21 protein-coding genes are annotated in these 24060 nt (G+C 60.0%); 4 read left to right on the top strand and 17 right to left on the bottom strand.

Annotation, left to right across the window (positions count from 1 at the left end; all coding sequences use genetic code 11):
- Positions 1-4 precede the first annotated feature (4 nt).
- The 7 genes from ACIP1G_RS02675 to ACIP1G_RS02645 all read right to left on the bottom strand — a co-directional run bounded on the left by ACIP1G_RS02675 (position 5) and on the right by ACIP1G_RS02645 (position 8859).
- Positions 5-1711: an FAD-dependent oxidoreductase gene (locus ACIP1G_RS02675; RefSeq protein ID WP_400733443.1), complete on the bottom strand. Its 1707-nt coding sequence runs from the start codon at positions 1709-1711 to the stop codon at positions 5-7.
- Entirely contained in the window at positions 1708-3069 is a 1362-nt protein-coding gene (locus ACIP1G_RS02670) for an SRPBCC family protein (RefSeq protein ID WP_400733441.1), read from the bottom strand. The genes ACIP1G_RS02675 and ACIP1G_RS02670 overlap by 4 nt, the downstream gene beginning before the upstream one ends.
- A 274-nt stretch (positions 3070-3343) precedes the next feature.
- Positions 3344-3508 (bottom strand): rubredoxin, encoded by a 165-nt coding sequence (locus tag ACIP1G_RS02665; protein WP_392510105.1) that lies wholly within the window; start codon positions 3506-3508, stop codon positions 3344-3346.
- On the bottom strand, positions 3505-4719 hold the full coding sequence (locus tag ACIP1G_RS02660; RefSeq protein ID WP_400733438.1) for a cytochrome P450: 1215 nt from the start codon (positions 4717-4719) through the stop codon (positions 3505-3507). Before ACIP1G_RS02660 ends, ACIP1G_RS02665 begins: the two co-directional genes overlap by 4 nt.
- A 58-nt stretch (positions 4720-4777) precedes the next feature.
- Positions 4778-5941 (bottom strand): serine hydrolase domain-containing protein, encoded by a 1164-nt coding sequence (locus ACIP1G_RS02655; protein ID WP_400733436.1) that lies wholly within the window; start codon positions 5939-5941, stop codon positions 4778-4780.
- Between the two features lie 61 nt (positions 5942-6002).
- A complete protein-coding gene (locus tag ACIP1G_RS02650) occupies positions 6003-7607 on the bottom strand; it encodes a GMC family oxidoreductase (protein ID WP_400733433.1) in 1605 nt (534 codons plus the stop codon).
- A gap of 4 nt (positions 7608-7611) precedes the next feature.
- Positions 7612-8859, bottom strand: a complete 1248-nt coding sequence (locus ACIP1G_RS02645; RefSeq protein WP_400733432.1) for a cytochrome P450 — start codon at positions 8857-8859, stop codon at positions 7612-7614.
- Positions 8860-9084: 225 nt separating this feature from the next.
- Here ACIP1G_RS02645 and ACIP1G_RS02640 point away from each other — a divergent pair, with 225 nt between their 5' ends.
- The 4 genes from ACIP1G_RS02640 to ACIP1G_RS02625 all read left to right on the top strand — a co-directional run bounded on the left by ACIP1G_RS02640 (position 9085) and on the right by ACIP1G_RS02625 (position 12678).
- Complete coding sequence (locus ACIP1G_RS02640; RefSeq protein WP_400733430.1) at positions 9085-10341, top strand: NAD(P)/FAD-dependent oxidoreductase; 1257 nt, start codon at positions 9085-9087, stop codon at positions 10339-10341.
- Positions 10342-10360: 19 nt separating this feature from the next.
- Complete coding sequence (locus tag ACIP1G_RS02635; RefSeq protein WP_400733427.1) at positions 10361-10681, top strand: 2Fe-2S iron-sulfur cluster-binding protein; 321 nt, start codon at positions 10361-10363, stop codon at positions 10679-10681.
- Between the two features lie 58 nt (positions 10682-10739).
- Entirely contained in the window at positions 10740-11690 is a 951-nt protein-coding gene (locus ACIP1G_RS02630) for an SDR family NAD(P)-dependent oxidoreductase (RefSeq protein WP_400733424.1), read from the top strand.
- 76 nt (positions 11691-11766) lie between these two features.
- Entirely contained in the window at positions 11767-12678 is a 912-nt protein-coding gene (locus ACIP1G_RS02625; protein WP_400733819.1) for a LysR family transcriptional regulator, read from the top strand.
- 46 nt (positions 12679-12724) lie between these two features.
- Here ACIP1G_RS02625 and ACIP1G_RS02620 read toward each other — a convergent pair whose 3' ends face one another.
- The 10 genes from ACIP1G_RS02620 to ACIP1G_RS02575 form a co-directional block, all read right to left on the bottom strand.
- Positions 12725-14260, bottom strand: a complete 1536-nt coding sequence (locus ACIP1G_RS02620) for a long-chain fatty acid--CoA ligase (protein WP_400733422.1) — start codon at positions 14258-14260, stop codon at positions 12725-12727.
- 120 nt (positions 14261-14380) lie between these two features.
- Complete coding sequence (locus ACIP1G_RS02615; RefSeq protein WP_400733419.1) at positions 14381-15313, bottom strand: electron transfer flavoprotein subunit alpha/FixB family protein; 933 nt, start codon at positions 15311-15313, stop codon at positions 14381-14383.
- Positions 15314-16063, bottom strand: coding sequence for an electron transfer flavoprotein subunit beta/FixA family protein (locus ACIP1G_RS02610; protein WP_400733416.1), 750 nt, complete (start codon positions 16061-16063; stop codon positions 15314-15316).
- 544 nt (positions 16064-16607) lie between these two features.
- Positions 16608-17741 (bottom strand): acyl-CoA dehydrogenase family protein, encoded by a 1134-nt coding sequence (locus tag ACIP1G_RS02605; RefSeq protein WP_400733414.1) that lies wholly within the window; start codon positions 17739-17741, stop codon positions 16608-16610.
- Between the two features lie 28 nt (positions 17742-17769).
- Complete coding sequence (locus ACIP1G_RS02600; protein ID WP_400733412.1) at positions 17770-18966, bottom strand: acyl-CoA dehydrogenase family protein; 1197 nt, start codon at positions 18964-18966, stop codon at positions 17770-17772.
- 13 nt (positions 18967-18979) lie between these two features.
- The gene (locus ACIP1G_RS02595) at positions 18980-19849 is read right to left on the bottom strand and encodes a MaoC/PaaZ C-terminal domain-containing protein (protein ID WP_400733410.1); all 870 of its coding nucleotides are present in this window, start codon (positions 19847-19849) and stop codon (positions 18980-18982) included.
- A 70-nt stretch (positions 19850-19919) separates the two neighbouring features.
- Positions 19920-20837, bottom strand: coding sequence for an SDR family oxidoreductase (locus ACIP1G_RS02590; RefSeq protein ID WP_400733408.1), 918 nt, complete (start codon positions 20835-20837; stop codon positions 19920-19922).
- Positions 20838-20899: 62 nt separating this feature from the next.
- A complete protein-coding gene (locus ACIP1G_RS02585; RefSeq protein WP_392510121.1) occupies positions 20900-21712 on the bottom strand; it encodes an enoyl-CoA hydratase in 813 nt (270 codons plus the stop codon).
- Between the two features lie 10 nt (positions 21713-21722).
- The gene (locus ACIP1G_RS02580; RefSeq protein WP_341798503.1) at positions 21723-22886 is read right to left on the bottom strand and encodes an acyl-CoA dehydrogenase family protein; all 1164 of its coding nucleotides are present in this window, start codon (positions 22884-22886) and stop codon (positions 21723-21725) included.
- Positions 22887-22903: 17 nt separating this feature from the next.
- Positions 22904-24058: an acyl-CoA dehydrogenase family protein gene (locus ACIP1G_RS02575; RefSeq protein ID WP_400733405.1), complete on the bottom strand. Its 1155-nt coding sequence runs from the start codon at positions 24056-24058 to the stop codon at positions 22904-22906.
- Positions 24059-24060: the final 2 nt, after the last annotated feature.

Raw genomic sequence — 24060 nt, 5'->3', positions numbered from 1 at the left:
TTACTCACCAGATCTTTTCTTGCCCTGCCGAATGCGCAGCAGCGATGTAGGCAAAGATGAACGATGCCGCGATGCTGGTACCGGCCCCCGGATACGCTCGCCCGCTTACCCCTGCGGTCGCATTGCCCGTGGCGTAGAGCCCGGCAATGGGTTGGCCGTCCTCGCGCAGCACCCGTGCATACTCATCGGTCACTAGGCCGCCAGCAGTGCCGACGTCGCCTGGGTACATGCGCACCGCATAGAACGGGCCTTGCTCGATCGCACCCAGGTTGGGGTTGGGCTTGATGGTCGGGTCCCCATGGCAACGATCGAAGGCCTTGCCACCCCGGGCAAAATCCTCGTCCTTGCCAGTGACACAAAATTGATTGAAGCGTTTGACGGTCCTGAGCAGGCCGGCGGTTTCGATGCCGCACTTGCTCGACAACTCTTCGAGCGTATCGGCCTTGATCATGTAGCCGCTGTCCAGCCACTGTTGGGGGATTTGGCCGGGCATGGCAGTGCCCCAGGGGTAGAACTTGCGCTGCCGGCTATCCATCACTACCCAGCTTGGAACGGCCTTGCCCGTTTCGGCCTGGCGCTGGTACATGCGCTGGCCGATTTCCATGTACGACCCGGCTTCGTTGCAGAAGCGCTCGCCGTCTTGATCGACCATGATCGAGTAAGGCAGTGACAAGTCCAGGTGATGCATGAATGGCAGTGGCTCACCGGCGGGCGTGCGCGCCCCTTCGGGCAGCGTCTCGCCTGGACCGAGGGAGGTCACCACCCACCATGCCTCGTCCATGCAATCTGTTGCTGCACCTAGGCGCATGGCGGCTTCGATCACTTCGCCGGTGTCGCCTGGGTTTGCATTGGTCCACGCCGCCGACGCCGGTTGCGGCTGGTAGCGCTTGCGCATTTCGGCATTGTGCGAAAAGCCACCGGTGTTGATCAGCACGCCATCATGGGCCTGAATGCGCCGCAACTGGCCGCCCTTGCGCACCACTACGCCCACCACCCGGCCTTGTTCAACGATCAGTTCCTCGACCGGCGACTCGGTCCAGATGGGCAGTTGTTCACGTAATGCGATCTGCAGCATCCGCCCCTGAATGGCGGCGCCACCGCCGAGCACATGCTGGCCGCGTACTTTCTGTTTGAGCAGGCGCAAGCCCAATTGCATGGCTTTTCGCTTGCCTGCCCACGTGCGTTTGAGCAGGAACAGGGTCGGAAATTCATTGGAATTGGCTGGCATCGCAGCGCCGCGGTAACGCGACAGACGCCCTTCCCACTCCCCCAGCTCACTTACATCGAACAACTTGGCAACCAGGGAGCGGCCGCGTGGCTCGCCACCTGGGCGGTCATCGTAGTAATCGGACCAACCGTCGGCATATTCGAATGCCATGCCTTTGCGCTCGAGAAAATCGACAATCACAGGGCCTGTGCGCAAGAACGCTTCACGGCGCGGAACACTGGTAGAAGGGCCTTCGTAAGTCACGACGCTGTCGAAATACTGGCGGGCCCGTTCGTAGGAATCCTCAACGCCGTGACGCTTCATCACCGCGTTGTTCGGCACCCACCACACACCACCGGAGTAGCCAGTCGAACCACCGACCTTGCTTTGTTTTTCGATGATCAGCGCACGCTTGCCCAGCTCCTTGGCCTTGAGTGCAGCGCACATGGAGCCGCCACCGCTGCCAATGATCACCAGATCATACGACTCATCCCATTGGCTCATTGCGCGGACTCCGTGCCGAACAGGTATTCCTGCAGTTCACGGTGGAAGTTGGAAATCGACGATTCCTGCAAGGGGTTAGTACGCGAACCGCTGAAGCCCCGTGACTTCATCCCCGCCTGCACTTGCCCCATGTTCTGGAAGTCCTGACTGAGGATCAGACCGAAGTTCTTCACCGTGTCGTTCTTCCAGTCGTCCACACCGTGGTAGAACTCGCGCTCCAGCTTTGGCTCCTGGCCTGGCGCATAACGCTTCAGCGACCAGATGTCGTAGATGCAGGAGTCGGGGTTATCACCATCAGGACGGGCGCGGTAGAAGAGCGCGCCGTCCGGATAGAGGAGGAACACCAGGTTGGGGAAGACATGCCAGTCGGTACCTGCGCGGGCCATTTGCTCCATGGAGATGTTCGGCCAGCCAGCGCCGTCGGCGATGGCCGCTTCGGCCTGAAACTGCATGGCTTTGCCCAGCACCAGCATCTGGTCCTGCGTCGGCTCGACTTCCGTCAACAACCGTTTGGTCGCCTCGTTGTCCCGATCGGTGAAGATCGCCTTCAACTGGTCTTCCATGATCTGGTAGAACTTGACCATCCCCGGGCGGATGTCATCCGGGATCGGCTTGCCCGTGCGCGGGGACGGAGTACCCGGCAAACGCGTTGCGGTTGAATAGTCGAACATGCCGTGCTTGCCAAAGGCGAAGCTGCGGGTAACGTCGTCACCTTGTGTATCGAGGATCTGTGGGTGGGTCGCTGCGACGTGATAGCCCTCGTTGAAGGCTTCCAGTGCGACTTTCCAATTACACGGTAGCCGCACCGACTTGTACCAGCGGTACCGCATCTTCTCGAATTCGTAGCAATCGGTGATCTCGGGCACCGGGGCGAGATACTTGGCCAACGGTTCAGCCTTGGGGTCCATATTGATGAATACGAATCCGCCCCAGGTATCCACCAGCACTTCCTTGAGCGCCAGTTCTTCGTGACTCATGTTCGGGCAACCGGCCCAGTCTTGCTCATCGAGGATGCGCAGTACGCTGCCATCGAGATTCCACTGCCAGCCGTGGTAGTTGCAGTGAAACTTGGTGGCATGGCCACAACCGCTGGTAAGGCGGCGGCCGCGATGTTGGCAGACGTTGTAGTAGGCCTTGATCTTGTCACCGGTAAGGCGGGTAACAATGATGGACTCGTCGATGACGTCGAAGGTAACGTAGTCACCGACATTGGGGATTTCTTCGAGACGGCAGGCCACCTGCCAGATCTTCGGCCACATCCGCTCTTTTTCGAGCTGGACGTAATCCTTGGACAAGTAAGCTTCGCGGGGTACAAAGTCAGGCCGTACGGTCTTCGGTGCCGATTCTCGAGCAGACATCTGCAAACCTCCTTCATCGGCAGCCTGTGAAAAGCTGCCTGGGCTCGTATTTTTGTTGTAGAGCCGGCATTACCGACCCTGCATTATTGTGAACGATGTTCAAGACTATAAACGGGGCGACATTGGGTGTCAACGCGTCAGGAACTGCTGATCAACGCGAAACACCCATTGCAAACAAGGCGGGCGGGGATTGACCAGGCATGAACAACTGCCGGTTACTCCCCGTGAAAGAAAGAAAGGGGTAAATGGGGGCTGCTTCGGTGCCCTCCTCCGATCAGACCTCAACCATCGTGTAATCGCTTTTGGTGGCCCCGCACTCGGGGCAGACCCAGTCATCGGGCACGTCTTCCCAGCGGGTGCCTGGGGCAATACCGTCATCAGGCCAACCCAAAGCCTCGTCATAGGTGTGCCCACAGAATATGCATTGCCACTGTTTCATTTCATCCTCCTTCCTGCCACTTGCCAGCGCAGCGGCAGATAGAGCAGGCCGTTGACCATGCCCGATGCGCATCGAGGTGGGTCGGCAGGCACGGTTTCAAAGTCGGGAATGCGCTTGAGCCACTCCTGCAGGAAAACTTTGATTTCCATGCGGGCCAGGAATGAGCCAGGGCAGCGGTGCGGACCGTTGCCGAAGGCAGCATGCAAAACCGGCTTGCGCTCCAGGTCCACCATCATTGGGTTGCTGAATCGCCGCTCATCAAGGCCGAACAGAGCGTTTGGCACCTGGATCTGATCGCCTTGCTTGAGCCTTACGCCGTTGAACTGCACATCCGCTACAACCACGCGGGCAGTATTGGTAACCCCGTGTCGCCTGATCAACTCATCGACCGCAGTCAGAATAAGCGCTGGCTGCTCTGCCAGGCGCTTGCGCTCGACGGGATGCTCTGCCAGAAAACGGCAAATGAAGCTCATCATCGCGGCAACTGTGTCCAGGCCGCCGAAGATCACCACAGTGAGCAGGCCAAACATACGCTCAGGTGCAATCGGCTCTCCATTGACCTTGGCGTTGACGATCCGACTTATCAGGTCGGCGCCAGGGTCACGGCGCCTGGCCTCGATCCATTTACCGATGTAGCCCGCGAGCATCTGCTGGGAGCGATGTCGTTCATCAACGCTGCCACGCACGGCCAACTCGGTCATTTCCAGGAGTTCCAGTCGATCCTCCTGAGGCAAGTTGACCAGCCGCAAAAAAATCACGATGGGCAGCATCTTGGCGAACTCACTCACGAACTCGCATCCCCCCCTCCCCGCAAACCCTTCGATCAGCTCGACCGTCAGGGCGCGAATGTCATCTTCCAGTTCGGCGATGGCTTGTGGCAGAAATGCCGGCGCGATCAGTGCTCGGTAGCCGGTGTGCTCGGGGGGATCGAGCTCAAGGGGCACCAGGGGAAGGTCCTGGCTCGGCGGTACATTGACCTGGGCATGCGAAAAGCGCTGATGGTCTTTCTGAATGGCCTCGATATCGTCGGCCCGCGTGGCAATCCAGTGCCCTCCGTTGTACGGCGACCAAACGATATCCGGTCCTTCGTGCAGCTTCTTCCAGGCCAGGTGAACATCGTTGACCGCGTCGGGCGGGTTCATGAAATCAAAATCGACCACACGGTCTTCGGGGACATGGTCAGGTACGGTCCATGTTGTATGTTGGATCATCGAAGCCTCCACGGGTGCTTGCAGCTTTGTAGTTGTATTGTCTGGTTGGTTATTCACTTCAACGCAGCAACGCGGCGGCTTGGCGAATCGCCTGCGCCACAGGGACGAGCGGGTCTTGTGCGACAGAGGTGGGGTTGAACAGTCGGTTGTGGCAAATGGCGACCGCCAGGTTCAGGTCAGGGTCAGCCCAGCCGATCGAATTACCTTGCCCCGGGTGGCAAATCGCCCTCGGGTTTTGCACGCAACCGACTGGCGGATGATCGCCGCCGAACCAGAAGCCGCCCTCCGTGATAGGAATAGGGAAACCAAACATCACAGCGTCCGCTTCCTGGCTGTTGGCCCGGGGTGTGCTGAATGAAGCCACCCGCTGCGCTGAAAGCAAGCGCACGCCATCCAGCACGCCACCATTGGCCAGCAAGGCCCAGAAACGCGCCTGTGAACGCGCGTTGAAAATACCGCCCACCCCTGCCACCTCGGCCCGGCGCACATCTGCCCGCTCGAACACCTCGGGCACCAGCGCGACCTGTTCTGGCATCGAAGCCAGAAACAGCGGTGGCAGGTCTTGGATGGGGCTGGCAACCATGGCATTGACCTGCGTCGCAACGCGGTGCTCGACAGCGTCAGGAATACCGATCCACAGATCATCGATCCCCAAGGGTATGGCGATTTCCTCGCGCACGAACCGGCCGAGCGAGCGTTGCTCCGGGTCCGCCCGACGCACCAGTTCGCCGACGATCCAGCCAAACGTCATGGACAAGTAAAGGGTCTTGCTGCCAGGCTCTGCCAGCGGCTTCAAGTTCGCAATAGCATCGGTCATCCAAGCCCAGTCGCACATTAATTCAGGCGTAACCCCCGCTGGCATCTGAGGAATACACGCCCTGTGGGTGAGCACATCCCGCACGGTAGTGGCCCCTTTACCTTGGGCCGCGTACTCGGGCCAATACCGGCTTACCAACGCGTCGTATTCGATGTGCCCTCGCTCTGCCAGGATATGCAAGGCCGTTGCCGCTACGGCCTTGGTTACGGAATAGACGTTGAACAGCGTGTCACCGTCCACTGGGCGCCGGCTGCGCGGGTCGGCAATGCCACTCCAGGCATCGATGATCAACTTGCCGTCCAGATACGCTGCTACTTGCAACCCGACCTCACCGCCGGCAGTGGTAGCGTGGTCCAGCGCATGCTGCACCATCGCCTGAGCGCGCGGATCCAATTTCTGCTGCATGGACTACCTCTCTCTTGTGCGGTGAAACTCAGTGAAGGATCAATATGAGGCTGCAGAGAGCTCAGCGAGCATCCTCCAGGATGAGCTCTGCTGCGCGCCATGCCATGGCCATCATCGGGCCATTGGTGTTGCCGGAAATCATTGACGGGATAACCGACAGGTCCATTACCCGCAGCCCCTGCACACCCCTGACACGTAACCTGGGATCCAGAACCGAGGCGCTATCCGCACCCATCGCGCAGGTGCCACAGGCGTGATAACCCGACTGCCCCCGTTGGCGGAATTCTTCAAGAATCTGCTCGTCGCTCTGCACCTGCGCGCCGGGGTAGGTCTCGGCCGTTACCAGATGCTGCATGGAGGCGCTGGCAACGACCTTGCGCATGACTCTAAAAGCCCCAATCGATACCTGCCGGTCGTACTCATCGGCCAGGTAGTTGGTGACGATCCGCACAGGCTGTGCAGGGTCCGCAGACTCGATCGTTACGCTGCCCTGGCTACGCGGACGCAGTGGATAGGTGAACAGCTGCATGCCCGGATGGGGTTCGAAGCGGTAAGTCGGCGAGGAAAAGTCCATCGAGTAAGGGGCCATCATCAACTGGGCATCGGGGCGATCAAGATCCGGGCGAGTCTTGAAAAACCCGCCGACCGGGAAGGAACCGAGCGCCATGACGCCGCGCCGGGCGAGCCCATACTGGATGACGTTCTTGAGCAGCCGCACGCCTGAGAATTCTCGGTTCTGGCTGCCGCGCCAGGTGCTCAGGCGCGTTTGCAGATAACACAGCAAGTGCTCGCGCATGTTCTGTCCGACATTGGGGCTGTGCGCAATCACAGGTATCCCCAATCGTCCCAGCAAGCTACTGTTGCCGATGCCGGACAACTGCAGCAAGCGAGGCGATTGCAACGCACCGGCGCACAGTATTACCTCCCGACGGGCGCGGTATTCACAGGGCGCTGCATTCCCGTGGCGTGCACTGACACCGACAGCCCGCTGCCCTTCGAAGAGCACTCGCTGTACCTGGGTATCGGTCAACACCTTGAGATTGAGCCGTTTTCGGGCCGGTTCGAGAAACGCATGCGCAGCGCTCTGCCTCACTCCTCCTGACAGGGTATAGGTGAGGTAGGCGACACCTTCGTGGTCCAGTTCGTTGATATCGAGCTTGCGGGGCAAGCCCAGGCTCTCACAGGCCTGTATTACAGCCTCGCTGACATCACACCGCTGGGCATAGGGCGCAACCTTCAGCGGGCCCTGGCCGCCCCTGAGCACTGTCTCGCCCAACGCGTGTCTCTCGATGCGGCGAAACGCCTTGGCCATGGTTTCCCAGCCCCATCCGCTGGCACCATTGGCGGCCCACTCGTCATAGTCCGCAGGATGCCCGCGCATATATACCATGCCATTTATAGCGCTGGAGCCACCCAGCATCTTGCCGCGGGCCCAGATCTCTTGGGTGCGCCCACTGGCGGGGTCCACCGTGACGGGTAGATGCCAGGCGTGAGTGGGGTCGCTCAGCAACTTGCCAAAGCCTCTGGGCATCCGTACCAAGGGGTTGCGATCCTCAGGCCCCGCTTCTATCAGCAGAACCCGATGAAGCCCATTGGCGGACAGTCGATCGGCCAAGACGCAACCGGCAGAGCCGGCACCCACGATGATGTAGTCGTAATCGTTCATAGGCTCAACCGAACTTCACATGGATCGAGTGCGGTACCCGCATCATCGCGCCACGGATCTGTGGGGCAGGTTTGTCCGGATCCAGACGCAGGTTGGGCAATTTATCCAGAAGTGCATTGAGTGCGCGGGTCATCTCGACACGTGCCAGATGTTGGCCAATACAGACATGGGGGCCGAAGGCAAATGCGAAGTGGCGGTGTTGGGGCTTGCGGAAAATATCGAAACGGTCAGGGTCGGGGAATTTGCGCTCATCGCGGTTGGCGGAGCCGGCGATGACATCGATGAAAGCACCTTGAGGGATATCAACGCCCCCGAGCATGACCGCCTTGCTGGCGAAGCGGGACTGCATCAGCACCGGACCATCCCAGCGCACGGCCTCCTCGATTGCCTGCGGGATCAAGGAGCGGTCCTGGCGGACCGCCTCCAGCTGCTGCGGATGACGCAGCAAGGCACTCAGCAACACGCTGGTGGCACGGTAAGTAGTGTCCCCCGCCGCGTTGACCAACTGGCGCAGGAAGGAAATCAATACATCCTCGGGCAGACGCTCACCATCGACCTCGGCGTGGGCCAAGGCGCTGACCAGATCACTCCCCGGGTTACGTCTGCGCTCGGCGACCAGGTTTTTGAAATAGACACCGAGCTTGCGTGATGCCTCCGTGCCGTGTGCCACATCCACGGCAACGATGGTCTGTGCAATGGCCATCTTGTGAAAGGTAGCTACGTCTTGCGGCGGCAGCGCCAGCTGCCGATAAATGATCTGGAAGGGGTAATGCAGAGTGAACGCCTGGACCAGGTCGGCCTCGCCCCGTTCAACGAACGCTGCCATCAGCTCATGCACCACCGGGTCGACCAGTTCGTCACCCCAGGCAGCCACCGTCTGCGGCAGAAACGCCTTCTGGAAAATTCGGCGAAATCGCGGGTGCTCAGGGGCGTCCATGGTGGAAATACTGCGCCCGAAACTGATGCCCAGGTTGTAGGTGTAGGCGTGATTGGTGAAGGTATGCGGGTCTCCCAGCACCTGCGCCACTTCGTCATAGCCCAACACACAATAATGCTGTGCACCTGCAGGGCTGGTGACATCCGGAGCAAGCCCCATGAGCACGCGGTATTCCCCGTGAAGCACAGACGCCTCACCCCTCAACTCGGCAAGCTTCGGATAAGGGTCCAAATGGTCGCCAAACACCAATGCATCCTCCAGAAAGGGATCGAAGGATGGATCGTCAAACTGCTCGAGTGGGCTCACTGCGCTCATCAGTTGCTGCTCCGGCTTTGTTTATTGTCCCGACGTCTTGCACTCAGCATTTCCAGCCTCTGCCTGAAGATCGGTTTCGGCCACTCTATGCAACCACTTAAAGGGAATAAATCCACAAAGACTGACAGGATCTTTCAATGAAATTGAATAATCATCTGTTATTAAACAGGCATACTTTGCTCACTCCCCCGCCCTTGCTGGCGGGCTTTGACCAAAGGTGTCGATATGACTGAAGTTGTTACAGGCACTGCCATCATCGTCGGTGCGGGGCATGCCGCCGCTGAGTTGGCAACTCATTTACGTGACAACGGCTGGCAAGGCCGTATCGTTCTAATTGGTGAAGAGCCAACCCTTCCCTATCACCGCCCGCCGCTGTCCAAAGCCTACCTTTGCGGCGCCGTTACCACTGAAAGCCTGCTGATAAAGCCCAAAGCAACCTTCGACAAGGCTGACGTAGCGTTCATCAGTGGCACACGAGTCAGTGCAATCGACCGTAGGGCTTGCACAGTCGAGCTAGCAGATGGCAAGACCATTCACTACGACCGCCTGATCCTGACTACAGGCGGGAGGCCTCGGCCACTTCCGATACCGCAGATAGAGCAGGCGCAAAACGCCAACAACTTCCACTACCTGCGCACGCTCAACGATGTCGAGCGCATTCGCCAGCAGTTCGTAGCGGGTAAGCGCCTGGTTATCATTGGCGGCGGTTACGTTGGCCTGGAAGTTGCGGCCGTGGCCGTAGAGTTCGGCCTGCAGGTCACGGTGCTGGAGGCGCTACCGCGCGTGCTGGCGCGAGTCACTGCACCGGAGCTATCGGCCTTTTACTTGTCGCGACATCGCCAGGCAGGCGTAGATATCCGTACCAATAGCCAAGTGCAGGGTGTGCAGCTGGCGCCCTGCGGAGGAGCCGTTACGGCAGTGCTGTGTGCGGATGGCAGCTGCGTGCCCGCTGACTTGGTGGTAGTCGGCATCGGGCTTGTGCCCAATGTCGAGCTGGCAGCGCAGGCAGGCCTGGCTGTGGACGACGGCATTGTAGTGGACGAGTTCGGCCAAACCAGCGACCCGAACATTTACGCGGCAGGCGACTGCACCAACCACCCCAACCCGATTTTGGGTAGGCGATTGCGCTTGGAGTCGGTGCCCAATGCCCTCGAACAGGCACGCTGCGTAGCCGCATCCCTTTGCGGCAAGCCCAAGGCCTATGCGGCTGTTCCGTGGTTCTGGTCCGACCAATACCAGCTGAAGCTGAAAATGGTCGGCCTGTCCCAGGGCTATGACCAATTGGTGTTGCGCGGGGCGCCTGAAACAGACTCTTTCGCCGCTTTCTACCTGAAAGACGGTCACATCCTGGCCGTCGATACGGTTAACCGCGCGCCAGAATTCATGGTGGCCAAACGGCTGATCAGCGAGCGTATCCATGTCGACCCGCGCCGCTTGGCTGATGAAGCCATTCCCGTCAAAGACTTGCTTACCCCCGCCTGAACCCGCCACGAGGATAGCCATGCCCACAATCACCTTCATCCAGCCGGACGGCAGCGAGCAGCGCATAGATGCCCCTGTCGGGCTCTCGGTCATGCAAGTGGCAATCAACCACCAGGTGCCCGGCATCCTCGGAGACTGTGGTGGCAGTTGCAGCTGTGCCACCTGCCATGGCTACGTTGACCAGGCGTGGGCCCAGCACATGCCCGCCGCCCAGCCCTACGAACACGACATGTTGACCTGCGCGGTGGACGTCACGGAGCACAGCCGACTGAGCTGCCAGATCATGGTCGCCCCCGAACTCGATGGGCTGATCATCAGGTTGCCTGCTTCGAGTTTCTGATCAGTTGTGCGAGCCCGCGCGTGCTTTGCGCCCGACAACAACAAAAAGTGAGGAACGTATGACTGCAATTGACTTCACCGGCCGCGTCGCAATTGTCACCGGCGCCGGGGGTGGACTAGGCCGTACTTTTGCAATGGCGCTGGCGGCCAGAGGCGCCGCAGTAGTCGTTAATGACCTGGGGGGGCGTTTCGATGGCCAAGGTAGCTCGCCTGGCATGGCCGATCGTGTAGTTGAGGAAATTCGCACTGCCGGCGGCACGGCTGTCGCCAATTACGACTCGGTGGCCACCCGGGCCGGTGGCGAGAACATCGTGCAAACGGCACTGGATCATTTTGGCAGGGTCGACATCGTTATCAATAATGCCGGCCACCTGCGCAACGCTCCCTTCGAGGAGATCGATGATGACACACTCGACTCGATCATCGATGTACACCTCAAAGGCGCCATTTATGTCACCCAGCCCGCTTACAAAGTCATGAAACAGCAAGGCTATGGCCGGGTCGTCTTCATGTCCTCTGCCGCCGCGGCGTTTGGTAACCCTCAGCAGGCCGCCTATGCTGCCGCCAAAGCCGGGCTGGTGGGCATCATGAATGTGCTTGCCCTGGAAGGTAGCGCACACGGCATACAGTGCAACGCCCTGCTACCGGTCGCCACAAGCCGCATGGAGGCAGCGATGGACCCGGCGCAGCTCGCTGCATTCACTGCTCAATATGCCGCTTTGGGTGAGAAACTGGGCACCACCTACCTGCCGGAGTTCGTTACCCCGCTAGTGGTCTACCTGGCGAGCGAAGCCTGTTCCAACACACGGTCGATTTACTCTGCAGCGCTGGGTCGCTATGCCCGCGCCTTTATCGGGGTATCCGAAGGCTGGGCAGGCCCACGAGATGATCCGGCTAGCGCAGAAAAGCTGGCCGAACACTTCCAGCAAATCAGTGATATCAGCCAATTCAGCGTCCCTGGTTCCTTGTCTGATGAATTCGCAATCATTGAACGTACGCTCGGCCACTAGCCGGGGCACAGGACTGTCCTGTTAGAATCCATGCAGATCGCTGAGTCGGGAGAGGGATTTGGATAAGCTGCGCTGCATGGAGGTCTTCATGGCTGTCGTCGATCACGGTAGCCTGAGCAGTGCAGCAACTGCATTGGGCCTTTCACCCTCGATGGTCTCCACCCATCTGAGCAACCTTGAGCGCGCCTTGAGGGTGCGGCTGCTGAACCGTACCACGCGGCGCATCAACCTCACCGATGAAGGCACGATCTACTATGCACACTGCCGCCATCTGCATGACGAGATCGCCGACGTCGAGTCCTTGCTCGCCGGCTCGCAGGTGCAACCTCGTGGGCGGCTGCGGGTCGATGCACCAAGCATCATAAGCCAGTACCTGGTGGTGCCTTTACTGTCGACGTTTCGCAGCCGCTACCCGGATATTCAGCTGGACTTTTCGGACTCCGAGCAGCTCTACGACACGGTCGAAAGCCAACATGACGTGATCCTGCGCCTCGGCCCATTGGGCGACTCAAGCATGATCGCCCGTCAGCTTGGCCATACCCCGCTGCTTACCGTCGCCTCGCCTCGGTACTTTGCAACTCGCAAGATGCCGCAAGTTCCAGAAGACCTGCTTGAGCATGACTGCATCAGCTACAGGAACACCAGGACCGGTCGCATGCACCCATGGGCTTTTGAGCACAATGGGCATCGCAAGACACTGGACGTGCCCTGCAGCCTGTCCATCACCCAAGGGTGCATCCAGATCGAGGCGGCGCTCGATGGGCAGGGCATCATGCAAGGCATGGGATTTTATCTGGAGGAGCACCTGCGCAGTGGCGCGCTTTGCCAGGTATTGCCGGACTGGGCCATGACTGCACCGACGATGGAGCTGCTGTACCCGCAAGGCAGAAGAGCCTCAAGCAAGATTCACGCATTCGTCGATTTCATGCTCGAGCACTACCCAACGGGCCAGCAGATCGCAGCGCCAGCCCGTGCCCAGGCCGGGTGACTGGGGCTACCGCTGGGAACTTCAACGGTAGCGCAGCCTCAACTACTTATGCAGAAAACAACTGCCGCAGGGCAATTTTATTGACCTTGCCGCTGGGCAGGCGCGGGAGTTCGGCCACGAAATCCACGCTGGTGGGCCGTTTGTAACGCGCGATGCGTGTGCCGGAGTACTCGATGAGCTCATCGGCGGTTAACTCGGCACCGGCCTTGAGGACTACGATGGCCTTCACGGTCTCCCCCCACTTCGCATGGGCAACACCTATTACTGCAGCGTCGCCAACTTGCGGATGGAACATGAGCGCCTGCTCGACTTCCTGGCAATAGATGTTTTCACCGCCGGAAATGATCATGTCCTTCTTGCGGTCGACCAAGTACAAAAAGCCTTGGTCATCGCGCCAGGCCATGTCCCCCGTGCGCAGCCAGCCATCGCGCAGCGCGTCCAGCGTGGCAGCGTTGTTGTTCCAGTAGTAAGCGAGGTTGGCAGGCGAGCGAATCCAGATCTCGCCGGGCGTACCGTCGGGGCAATCCTGCTCATGGTCATCGACAATGCGAATGTCGCAATAGGCCATGGCCTGGCCTATTGAGCCCAGCCGTCGCCGGTCATCCTCATTACCCTCAAGCTTGTGAAGATGACGCGGCAAGACGGTACCGCTGGTTTCAGTCATCCCCCAGGAGTTGACGAAGATCGGCCCGAGCAACTCGACACCGCGGCGCAGGACCGCCACAGGCATCGGGGCAGCGGCGTACAGGATGGTTTCCAGGCTGGACAAGTCGTAATCGCGGATGTCAGGCAGCTCCAGCACCTGTTGCACGATGGTCGGCGCCATGTGCACGGTGACCACACGCTCGCGCTCTACGGTTCGCAGCACCTCGCGGGCATCGAACTTGCGATGCAGCACGACGCAGCCAGCATGCCAGAACTCCGACAGCATCATGGAAATACCGCCAGCATGGAACATCGGCATCATAACCAGGACACGCCCGTTGATGCGCACGTCCATCACCTCGGCCTGGTTCTGTGCCAATGCGAGGTCGCCACGCTGGCTACGCGCCGCACCTTTGGGGCGACCCGTGGTGCCACTGGTGTAGACCAAGTGGACGATATCCTCGGCAGTCGCGCGCAACGGGGCGCCGGCGGTATCGGCCTCGGCAATCGTCGTCTCATAAGGCTGCGCCCAAGGCGGGCAGGCTGCGCCTATGCACAGATAGTGCTCAACCGACTTCAATTGCGGCCGGAGACTGTCTATCACATCGGCGTACTGGTCTTCGAACACCAGCACCCGGGGGGCACTGTCCTGCAGGATGTATTCGATCTCAGGGGCAGCAAGCCGAAAATTGACCGTCGCGCAGATGTAACCGGTCAGTTGGCATGCGCCGTAGATGTCGAAATACTCATTGCAATTCATCGCCAGGACCGCGACGCGGTCTTGATGGCGCATGCCGCGCGCATAAAGTGCAGACGACAATCTGCGGGCACGTTCAAGCAATTGCGCATAGGTGATGCGACGATCGTCGTAGACCACCGCCTCTTGATGGGGAAACAGGCGCGCGTTGCGTTCCAGCAACTCACCGAGTGTCTTCATTATTATCTCTTTTGCTGATGAGGCGTGGGTGGGCAGCCTGGCAAACGTGCACGGTGCTTGGGGCTGCCCCACCTGAAGGGGCGTACACAGTCTACTGAAATCCTGCGACGCCCGGGTTCATCACTTTAGGCTTCCGGTCAACTCCGGTACAGCCTCGAACAGGTCAGCGACCAGGCCGTAGTCAGCCACCTGGAAGATTGGCGCCTCTTCGTCTTTGTTGATCGCGACAATCACCTTGGAATCCTTCATGCCGGCCAGGTGCTGAATGGCACCTGAGATGCCTACGGCAATGTACAGCTGCGGCGCGACGATCTTGCCGGTTTGGCCCACCTGCATGTCGTTGGGTACAAAACCCGCATCGACTGCAGCACGCGACGCACCCACCGCAGCGCCGAGTGTATCGGCGAGGCTGTAAAGGTGTTTGAAGTTGTCGCCGTTGCCCATACCGCGGCCGCCAGAAACGACGATTTTTGCGGCGGTCAGTTCGGGGCGATCGGACTTGGCCAGGGATTCTTCAAGGAATGAGGAAGTGCCCGCATCATGGACAGCGTTGACGATTTCGACACTGGCACTACCGCCCTGCCCGGCCACCGCATCAAACCCAGTGCTGCGCACGGTGATCACCTTCACTGCGGCGCTCGACTGCACGGTCGCGATGGCGTTACCCGCATACACCGGGCGCTGGAAGGTATCGGCCGATACGACCGCAGTGATTTCAGAGATCTGGTCTACATCCAGCAGCGCTGCAACGCGCGGCAAGACGTTCTTGCCGTTGGTGGTCGCCGGAGCGAGCACATGGCTGTACGCTGCCGCCAGTTCGACGATAAGCGGCGCAAGATTTTCTGGCAGCCGGTGGGCGTAGGCAGAATGGTCGGCAACCACGACCTTGGCCACGCCAGCAATCGTGGCAGCACTTTCAGCGACACCGCCGACGTTCTGGCCTGCGATCAGGATGTGCACATCGCCACCAATCTGGGTGGCAGCTGCAACCGTGTTGAGGGTCGCTGGCGCTACGGCGCCGTTCTCATGTTCAGCGATAACCAGGATAGTCATTCAGATTACCTTCGCTTCGTTTTTCAGTTTCTCGACCAGTTCAGCCACCGACTTGACCTTGATGCCCGCACCGCGAACAGCGGGCGCCTCGACTTTGACAGTCTGCAAGGTGGTGGTCAGGGCCACGCCCAGGGCATCTGGCGTGACAGTCTCCAGTGGTTTTTTCTTGGCCTTCATGATGTTGGGTAGCGAGGCGTAGCGCGGCTCGTTAAGGCGCAGGTCGGTGGTAACGATCGCTGGCAGTTTCAGGGCCACCGTCTGCAGGCCGCCATCAATTTCGCGGGTGACGTTGAGCGTGTCGCCAGCGATGTCGACCTTCGAGGCGAAGGTGCCTTGAGGATACCCGCTGAGCGCAGCGAGCATTTGACCGGTCTGGTTGTTGTCGCTGTCAATGGCCTGCTTACCAAGGATCACCAGTTGAGGCTGCTCCTTGTCCACCACTGCCTTGAGTGCTTTGGCGATAGCCAAAGAGCCGAGCTCGTCACCCGCCTCAACCAGGATGGCCCGGTCAGCACCCAGAGCCAACGCGGTACGCAATTGTTCCTGCGCAATACTTGAACCCACGCTTACCGCGACCACTTCAGTGGCCACCCCTTTTTCTTTTAGACGAACCGCTTCTTCTACCGCAATTTCGCAAAACGGGTTCAGGGCCATCTTCACGTTGGCCAGGTCGACACCCGAGTTATCCGCTTTGACACGAACCTTGACGTTGTAGTCGACAACACGCTTCACAGCTACCAGGACTTTCATCGCAACCTCGCATCTATACGAACGTTATTCATGATGTTGAACAAAGTTCTTAGGGATGTCAAACCTTCTGAGACGGTTGAGCAGGCCGCTGCGCGACCATTCGTCCTCTGCTGCTGGCAGGCCTGCGCACGTATGCTATTTATATTTACAAACAGCGTTCAATTTATTTTGGCGGTGTGGCAAGATCCGGATAGCGCCTGACCTACCCTCCAAGGGACCACGCATCCTGACAGAGGGACAGGCGCTACTCATTCCAATAACACTGCTCAGAAGCAGGTATAAACGACATGAAGCTATCTTTACCCTTGAGCCTTTCGCTGTCGGTTTTCGCACTGGTCATCGTCGCCCACTTTGTCGTCGAAGCTCGACAGATGGATCTTCGAGCACGCATCGCGGCATGTCATGCCCAGCCTTATACCTGCAACACCCCCTCTGCCAGTCTGGCAATGCTCCGTTAAATCCAGGGAATTCAACTTCAGCCAACGCAGACCGGGCCGCTAGGCGGCCCGGTTTCAGTGTGGGTACGAATAAGCCGCGGATGTTGCTACATCAGCGAACCATATCGCTCGGTGTGGTGATCGCTATCACCCCAACTCATATCGATCGTGGTCAGGCGCTTGAAGTACCAACCGGCCGCCAGTTCATCGGTCATGCCCATGCCTCCATGCAACTGGGTGGCCTGTTGCCCGATAACCCTACCTGCGCGCCCCACCAGTGTCTTGGCCGCTGATATCGCCCGAGCACGCTCATTGGCACGCTCATTGTCGAGGTTGGCAGCGGCATAATGGGTAATAGACCGCGCCTGCTCACTCAGGCCAAGCATCTCTGCCACACGATGCTGCAGCGCCTGGAAGCTGCCAATGGGTTTGCCGAATTGCTTGCGCGTCTTCAAGTACTCGACTGTCAATTCAATCAAGCGGTCCATGCATCCAACCGCTTCTGCGCACAAGGCAAAGCAAGCTCGGTCTGCGGCCCACTCCAGATCCGCCAACCCCTTGTGCTCAATACCCAGCAGCGCCTCGCGGCTCACGTTGACGTCGCAGAGCTCTATTTCAGCAACGCGCTGACCATCCAGCCCAGCGAAGCTGCGCACTTTCACACCAGGCGCCGCTGCTTCAACCAGGAACAGGCTGATACCATCAGGGTCGTTTTGGGCTCCGCGGGTTCTGGCCGAAACGATCAACCAGTGGGCAGAATCACCGTGTGAAACCACGCTCTTGCGGCCGTTCAGACGATAGCTAGTGCCAGTTTCACTGGCCTGGCACGTCACATCCGCCAGGTCAAAGCGGCTTTGTGGCTCAAGTGCCGCGAGGCTGATACGGCACTCGCCGCGCGCCAGCAACGGCAGCAACCGCTCTTTGTGCTGCGCACTGCCCACCCGCTGGAGCAGCGGCCCCCCCACCAACGCGCTGGCGAGAAAGGGTTCTAGTACCAGTCCGCGACCGAAGGCCTCCATCACCACCAGGGTTTCTTCGGCGCCGGCACCAAGACCGCCGTATTGCTCGTCCAGTCCTAGGGCCAGCAGGCCCGTTTCAGCCAAGGCCGACCAGTTGTCCTCGGACCAGCCTCGGGGGCTCTGGGCCAGGGCGCGGCGGGTCTCGAACTCATACTGGCGCTCGACAAAGCGAGCGACCATGTCGGCGAGCATCTGTTGCTCTTCATCGAGAGAGAAGTCCATTGCAAAACCTCCAGGGCGTTAGCGCCGGTCACAGGCCAAGGGTCAATTTGCCAATAATGTTCTTCTGCACTTCCGTGGAGCCGCCGTAGATCGAAATCTTGCGCCAGTCCAGGTAATGCGATGCCAAGGCATTGAGCAGTTGCCCATTGGCGGTATCGACCTGCGTATCTCCCTCCAGCGCCTGGGGTACGAACGGCACCGCGTACGGGCCTGCGCATTCCATGATCAGCTCGGTCAGCCGCTGCTGTATCTCGGACCCCCGGATTTTCAGCAGTGAAGCCTCAATTCCTTTGCCCTGGCCCTTCCCCTCTTGGTCGATCAAGCGCAGCAGTGACCATTCATGGGCATGCAGTTCCATCTCGATAACGGCCACCTTGTCTCGAAACCGAACATCTTCAAGCAGCGGGCGGCCCTTCTTCTGGCTACTGGCAGCGATCTCCCTGAGTCGGCGCATGAAGCGCTTGCAGTTGCCCAGACCGGCAATGTTGGTGCGCTCATGTCCGAGCAGGTATTTGGCGATCCCCCAACCTTTGTGCTCTTCGCCAACCAGGTTGTCACGGGGCACCCACACATCATCGAAGAACACTTCGTTGACGTCGTGCCCGCCATCGAGCGTCTTGATCGGTCGCACCTGGATACCCGGGGTGGCCATATCGATCAGCAGGAAAGAGATTCCCTCCTGCTGTCGGCCTTCATGATGCGTGCGCACCAGGCAGAAAATCCAGTTCGCCCACTGGGCGAAGGAGGTCCAGATCTTCTGGCCGTTGACCCTGTAACCATCGCCACTGACTTCGGCGCGGCAGCGCAGCGCCGACAAATCAGAGCCGGCGCCTGGTTCGGAGTAGCCCTGGCACCACCAGTCGCTCATGTCGAGGATGCGCGGGAGGAACCGAGCTTGCTGTTCCGGCGTGCCGAATTTCTGCAGCACCGGCGCCACCATCGACAACCCGAACGGCATCTGCCGTGGAGCACCAGCGGTAAAGCACTCTTCATCGAAGATATTACGTTGCGCAGCCGTCCAGCCGGTACCGCCAAAGGCTACCGGCCAGCCCGGCGCGCCCCAGCCGCGTTGTTGCAAGATGCGTTGCCAGCGCACATAGTCCTCGCGCCCCAAGTGCTGGAAGTCCAACACCCGATCACGGATATCAGCCGGTAGCTCGCGCTCTACAAAGGCACGAACTTCCAGGCGAAACGCCAGTTCTTCGCTGCTTTCCCGAAAGTTCATCGACTCATACTCCTCAGGCGAGCTCGATCACGCCGTTGTTCAGCACAACGGTATCGCGGCTGTCGACGCGTGCGCGCAAATGTACCTGGCCACCCTCGCCATTCCAGAACTGAAAGCGCAGCGTTTCGCCAGGATACACAGGCGAGGTAAAACGGGCGGCTATACGCTTCAGCCGCCTGGCGTCGCCTTCGGCGCAGCGCTTGATTGCAGCGAACGCGGCCATGCCGTAGGTGGCCAGGCCATGCAGGATCGGTTGTTTGAAACCCGCACGCGCAGCGACTTCAGGGTCGGCATGCAACGGGTTGGCATCGCCAGACAGCCTGTAGATCAGCGCAGCCTGTGCAGGCGAGAGCAATTCGTATTCGAAATCCGGAGCGCGGTCAGGCACGCTTGGCAGGCTTTGCGGCGGCTCATCGCTGCGGCCACCTTGGGCGGTGTAGCCGCCATCGCCACGCAGGAACGAAACCTGGCGCGTCTGGGCAATGCGCTCGCCGCTGGCCGCGTCGATGATATCGCGCAGCAGCTCGACGATCGCGCCCTTGCCTTCGCCTTTGTCACAGATGCGATTGACCTGGGTGCGGCTGATGACCGTGCCGCTCACTGGCATTGGCATGAACCAACGGGTGTCCTGCTCGCCGTGTACCAGCTTCAAATAATTGACTCCGGTTTCGGGGTTGGTCATCCATGGCTTCGGCCAGGCAATCGCCGCCGCCAAGGTTGGCACTGCCTGCAAGCCGTCCTCAAAAGTGAACCGCAGATGGACAGGATCCATCGGGTCGCCACCCACTCCCAGACCGAGCGCATAAAGAATAGTGTCGCGCTCGGTGTACGTGCGCGTGACCTCTTCAATGGGCCAGTGCTTGACGCGTTCATAGTTCAGCATAGGGTTAGCTCGTAGTCGGGTCTCAGGCTCGCCCCACCGGCGGCACCGATGGGGCTCGGTCGCTTATGGCTCAGATCGGTTCCCAGCTGTACACGTCATGGGTCTGGTGCAACGGCAGGAAGCTCGAACGCAAGGCCGGAATGGCGTGTTCAGCGACGTCGCGCGGGGTCCAGCCGTTGTCACGGTGCACCGAACGGGTAACGCGAGGCTGGCTGACCAACATGATTTCGTTGGCGCGCACGTAGAAGATCTGCCCGGACACGTCCTGGGCCTGGTCGGAAGCCAGGAATACGGCCAGTGGCGCTTGGCGCGACGGGTGCATCATGCGTTCCATGCGCTCGGCTTGCAGCTTTTTCTCTGGGGTATCGGTCGGCACGGCGCCAATCATGCGGCTCCAGGCGGCCGGCGAGATGCAGTTGGAGCGCACACCGAAGTTGGCCATGTCCAGCGCAATAGCCTTGGACATACCCACAATGCCCATTTTCGCTGCCGCGTAGTTGACCTGGCCGATGTTACCTACCAGGCCGGTGTTGGACGTCATGTGGATGTAGCAACCTGAGCTTTGGTTACGAAAGTGCGGGGCTGCGGCGCGGGCCAGGAAGAACGAGCCGTTGAGGTGCACGTTGAGCACGGCCTGCCATTCCTGTTCGTCCATTTTATGGAACATGCGGTCGCGCAGGATACCGGCGTTGTTCACCACCGTGTCGATACGGCCAAAGGTGTCCATTGCGGTCTGCACGATACGGTGCGCCGAGTCCCAGCCTGCGACGCTGTCGGTGCTGGCCACCGCTTCACCACCGGCGGCTTTGATCTCATCGACCACACGCTGGGCCGGGCCTGCATCCTGGCCCTCGCCATGCACGGAAGAACCCAGGTCATTGACAACGACGCGGGCGCCTTCGGCGGCCATCGCCAATGCAATGGCGCGGCCAATGCCGTTACCCGCGCCGCTGACTACAACCACTTTGCCTTCAACCATTCCACTCATTGCGTATTCCTCTTGTTGTTAGTTGTACCGCTGCCCACCTGGGTGCGCAGGGTCTTGTACGCTTAGCATTCGTCGTCAGGGAACTGCGGCGGGCGCTTCTCCATGAAGCTGGCGATGCCCTCTTTGTAATCCGGGCCCTGATTGGCAATTGGCATATCCAGGCCAGCGCTCATCACCGCCTCGTGGCACGTCTGGAACGGTACTTCCCAAAGCTGCTGCTTCATGATGCGCATCGAGCGCGGCGAGCAGTTCTGCGCCAGGTCGCGGGCGTACGCATAGGTGTGCTCGACCAGTTGATCGGCCGGTACCGCAAGGTTTACCAGGCCCATACGCTGGGCCTCGACGCCTTTGATCTTGCGCCCGGACAGCAACAGGTCCAGCGCATGAGCCTGGCCCACATGGTGCTCCAGGATCCAGGCCATGCCGTACTCGGCCGTAAGGCCACGGCGGGCGAACGCGGTGGTGATCGTGGCGTCTTCTGCGGCGAAACGGATGTCACAGAACAGCGCATGGATCAGGCCTATGCCCACGGTGGCGCCATTGAGCATGGCGATCACAGGTTTCGGGATCGCGGGGTAATAAGAGCAACGCGTTTGCCAATCGGCGCGCTTGCGCATGTCGAAAGGCCGCGGCAGCTTGGTCATCAACCCGTTGGGGTCACCGCCAAAACTATTGATATCGCCGCCTGCACAAAATGCCTTGCCTGCACCGGTGAAGACGATCACCCGCACGCCTTTATCGGCGCCTGCAGCCTGCATGGCGTCATACACCTCGGTCGCGACCTGGTCATTCCAGCTGTTGAGCTGGTCAGGCCGATTGATGGTGATGGTGGCGATGCGGTCCTTGACCTCGTAGAGAATGCTCTCGTAGCTCATGCCAGCTCCCTTAGAACGACCGTGGCAGGCCGAGTATGTGCTCGGCTACATAGGACAGGATCAGGTTGGTGGAAATCGGAGCCACCTGATACAGGCGCGTCTCGCGGAACTTGCGCTCTACGTCGTATTCACAGGCAAAGCCGAAACCGCCATGGGTTTGCAGGCAAGCGTTGGCCGCTTTCCACGATGAGGTAGCCGCCAAGTGCTTGGCCATGTTGGCCTCGGCTCCGCACGGCTGGTGCGCGTCGAACAGCTCGCAGGCGCGGTAGCGCATCAGGTCGGCAGCCCGAATGTCCATGTAGGCTTCAGCGATGGGGAACTGAATGCCCTGGTTTTTCCCGATTGGCCGGTCGAACACCACGCGGTCATTGGCATAGCGGGTGGCACGGTCGACAAACCAATAGCCGTCGCCGATGCATTCAGCGGCGATCAGGGTACGCTCGGCGTTGAGCCCGTCGAGAATGTACTTGAACCCTTGGCCTTCCTCGCCAATCAGGTTCTCTTCCGGGATCTCGAGGTTATCGAAGAACAGCTCGTTGGTTTCGTGGTTGACCATATTGGGAATAGGCCGCACATCGAGGCCTTTACCGATGGCGTCGTGCAAGTCGACCAGGAAGCAGGACAGGCCTTCGGACTTTTTCTTCACATCGGCCAGCGGTGTGGTACGCGCCAGCAGGATCATCATGTCCGAGTGCTGGACACGGGAAATCCACACCTTTTGCCCGTTCACCACGTAGCGATCACCCTTCTTGACCGCAGTGGTGCGCAACTTGGTGGTATCTGTGCCGGTGGTAGGCTCCGTCACGGCCATGGACTGCAGGCGTAATTCGCCACTGGCGATCTTGGGCAGGTACTTGCGCTTCTGTGCGTCGGAACCATTACGCAACAGGGTGTTCATGTTGTACATCTGGCCGTGGCAGAACCCGGAGTTGCCGCCATTGCGGTTGATCTCCTCCATGATCACCGAGGCCTCAGCCAAGCCCAGCCCCGAGCCGCCGTACTCCTCGGGAATCAATGCGGCCATCCAGCCCGCCTTGGTCAGCGCGTCGACGAACGCTTCGGGGTAGACCCGCGCATGGTCGATCTGACGCCAGTATTCATCAGGAAATTCGCCACACAGGCCTCGCAGGGAGTCACGCAGTTCACGGTACGGATCGTTAGCGTCATGTTTCATAGCGTTCTCTCGTCGATTCAAGCGTCTGCGGCGATCAGGCCGCCATCGCTAGCCAGTTGCGCCAAATGGTGGTCGGCGTCGCCGAACAGTATTTCGATCATGGACAGGCGGCGCATGTAATGACCCACCTGGCATTCCTCGGTGACGCCGATGCCACCGTGCAACTGCACAGCCTGTTGCGCCACGAAGCGTGCCGAGCGGTTGATCTGCACTTTCGCCGCAGCGATGGCCCGACGGCGCTCAAGGGCATCGTCATCGTTCACCATCATGCTGGCGTAGTAAGCCATGCTGCGCGCCTGCTCGATCATCACCAACATATCCACGGCGCTGTGCTGCAGCGCCTGGAACGAGCCGATCAACACGCCGAACTGCTTGCGGACCTTGAGGTACTCGACCGTCATGTCGAAAGCCTGCTGCATGGCCCCGACAGCCTCGGCGCACAGCGCGGCGACGGCGCGATCCACGGCGTGTTCGATCAGCGGCAAGGCTTGGCGGGACGAACCCAGCAATGCTGCCAGAGGCAGGCGTACGCCATCGAGCGTGATGTCTGCGGCGCGAAGGCGGTCCTGAGTCTGGTAACTGCGGCGGCTGATACCCGCAGTATTGGCGTCGACGATGAACAGTGCGATGCCGTCGGTATCTCGTTGCCCGCCATGGGTACGCGCAGAAACGATCAGTTGGTCAGCGCAATCGCCATGCAGCACGAAGCGTTTACAACCGTCGAGCACCCAATGGTCGCCCTCGCGACGGGCGCGGGTGGCAACATCAGCGAGGTCGTAGCGTGCTTGGGCTTCACTGTGGGCAAAGGCCAGCAAGCGCTCGCCGGCGATCAGCGCCGGGATGATCTCGGCCCGCTGTTGCACGTCGCCAGCACTGGCCAGCAATCCGCCGGCGAGCACCACGCTGGCCAGGTAAGGCTCAAGCAACAGGCCGCGGCCCACCGCTTCCATGACGATCATGGTTTCAGCCGGACCACCGTCAAAGCCACCATCGGCCTCGCTAAACGGCAGACCCAGCAACCCCAGGTCGGCGTAGCGAGCCCACAGCTCTCGGCTCCAGCCTTCCTTCGTGTCCAGATAACGGCTGCGTTGCTCGAAGCCATAACGGTCGCCGACCAGGCGATCGACCGCGTCCTTGAGCATGCGCTGTTCTTCATTGAAATCGAAATTCATGC

It is taken from the genome of Pseudomonas sp. NPDC089392, assembly GCF_044749595.1.
Taxonomy (GTDB): Bacteria; Pseudomonadota; Gammaproteobacteria; order Pseudomonadales; family Pseudomonadaceae; genus Aquipseudomonas.
The sequence above is the reverse complement of the archived record's forward strand: the minus strand, read 5'-3'. Positions and strand labels throughout refer to the sequence as shown.

Excerpts from the sequence above, each read along its gene's own strand:
- ACIP1G_RS02640 (WP_400733430.1), top strand. The coding sequence starts at position 9,085 with ATGACTGAAGTTGTTACAGGCACTGCCATCATCGTCGGTGCGGGGCAT.
- ACIP1G_RS02665 (WP_392510105.1), bottom strand. The coding sequence starts at position 3,508 with ATGAAACAGTGGCAATGCATATTCTGTGGGCACACCTATGACGAGGCT.
- ACIP1G_RS02610 (WP_400733416.1), bottom strand. The coding sequence starts at position 16,063 with ATGAAAGTCCTGGTAGCTGTGAAGCGTGTTGTCGACTACAACGTCAAG.
- ACIP1G_RS02585 (WP_392510121.1), bottom strand. The coding sequence starts at position 21,712 with ATGAGCTACGAGAGCATTCTCTACGAGGTCAAGGACCGCATCGCCACC.
- ACIP1G_RS02580 (WP_341798503.1), bottom strand. The coding sequence starts at position 22,886 with ATGAAACATGACGCTAACGATCCGTACCGTGAACTGCGTGACTCCCTG.
- ACIP1G_RS02575 (WP_400733405.1), bottom strand. The coding sequence starts at position 24,058 with ATGAATTTCGATTTCAATGAAGAACAGCGCATGCTCAAGGACGCGGTC.
- ACIP1G_RS02620 (WP_400733422.1), bottom strand. The coding sequence starts at position 14,260 with ATGAAGACACTCGGTGAGTTGCTGGAACGCAACGCGCGCCTGTTTCCC.
- ACIP1G_RS02675 (WP_400733443.1), bottom strand. The coding sequence starts at position 1,711 with ATGAGCCAATGGGATGAGTCGTATGATCTGGTGATCATTGGCAGCGGT.
- ACIP1G_RS02670 (WP_400733441.1), bottom strand. The coding sequence starts at position 3,069 with ATGTCTGCTCGAGAATCGGCACCGAAGACCGTACGGCCTGACTTTGTA.
- ACIP1G_RS02625 (WP_400733819.1), top strand. The coding sequence starts at position 11,767 with ATGGAGGTCTTCATGGCTGTCGTCGATCACGGTAGCCTGAGCAGTGCA.
- ACIP1G_RS02650 (WP_400733433.1), bottom strand. The coding sequence starts at position 7,607 with ATGAACGATTACGACTACATCATCGTGGGTGCCGGCTCTGCCGGTTGC.
- ACIP1G_RS02660 (WP_400733438.1), bottom strand. The coding sequence starts at position 4,719 with ATGATCCAACATACAACATGGACCGTACCTGACCATGTCCCCGAAGAC.
- ACIP1G_RS02635 (WP_400733427.1), top strand. The coding sequence starts at position 10,361 with ATGCCCACAATCACCTTCATCCAGCCGGACGGCAGCGAGCAGCGCATA.
- ACIP1G_RS02615 (WP_400733419.1), bottom strand. The coding sequence starts at position 15,313 with ATGACTATCCTGGTTATCGCTGAACATGAGAACGGCGCCGTAGCGCCA.
- ACIP1G_RS02590 (WP_400733408.1), bottom strand. The coding sequence starts at position 20,837 with ATGAGTGGAATGGTTGAAGGCAAAGTGGTTGTAGTCAGCGGCGCGGGT.
- ACIP1G_RS02600 (WP_400733412.1), bottom strand. The coding sequence starts at position 18,966 with ATGAACTTTCGGGAAAGCAGCGAAGAACTGGCGTTTCGCCTGGAAGTT.
- ACIP1G_RS02605 (WP_400733414.1), bottom strand. The coding sequence starts at position 17,741 with ATGGACTTCTCTCTCGATGAAGAGCAACAGATGCTCGCCGACATGGTC.
- ACIP1G_RS02655 (WP_400733436.1), bottom strand. The coding sequence starts at position 5,941 with ATGCAGCAGAAATTGGATCCGCGCGCTCAGGCGATGGTGCAGCATGCG.
- ACIP1G_RS02595 (WP_400733410.1), bottom strand. The coding sequence starts at position 19,849 with ATGCTGAACTATGAACGCGTCAAGCACTGGCCCATTGAAGAGGTCACG.
- ACIP1G_RS02645 (WP_400733432.1), bottom strand. The coding sequence starts at position 8,859 with ATGAGCGCAGTGAGCCCACTCGAGCAGTTTGACGATCCATCCTTCGAT.
- ACIP1G_RS02630 (WP_400733424.1), top strand. The coding sequence starts at position 10,740 with ATGACTGCAATTGACTTCACCGGCCGCGTCGCAATTGTCACCGGCGCC.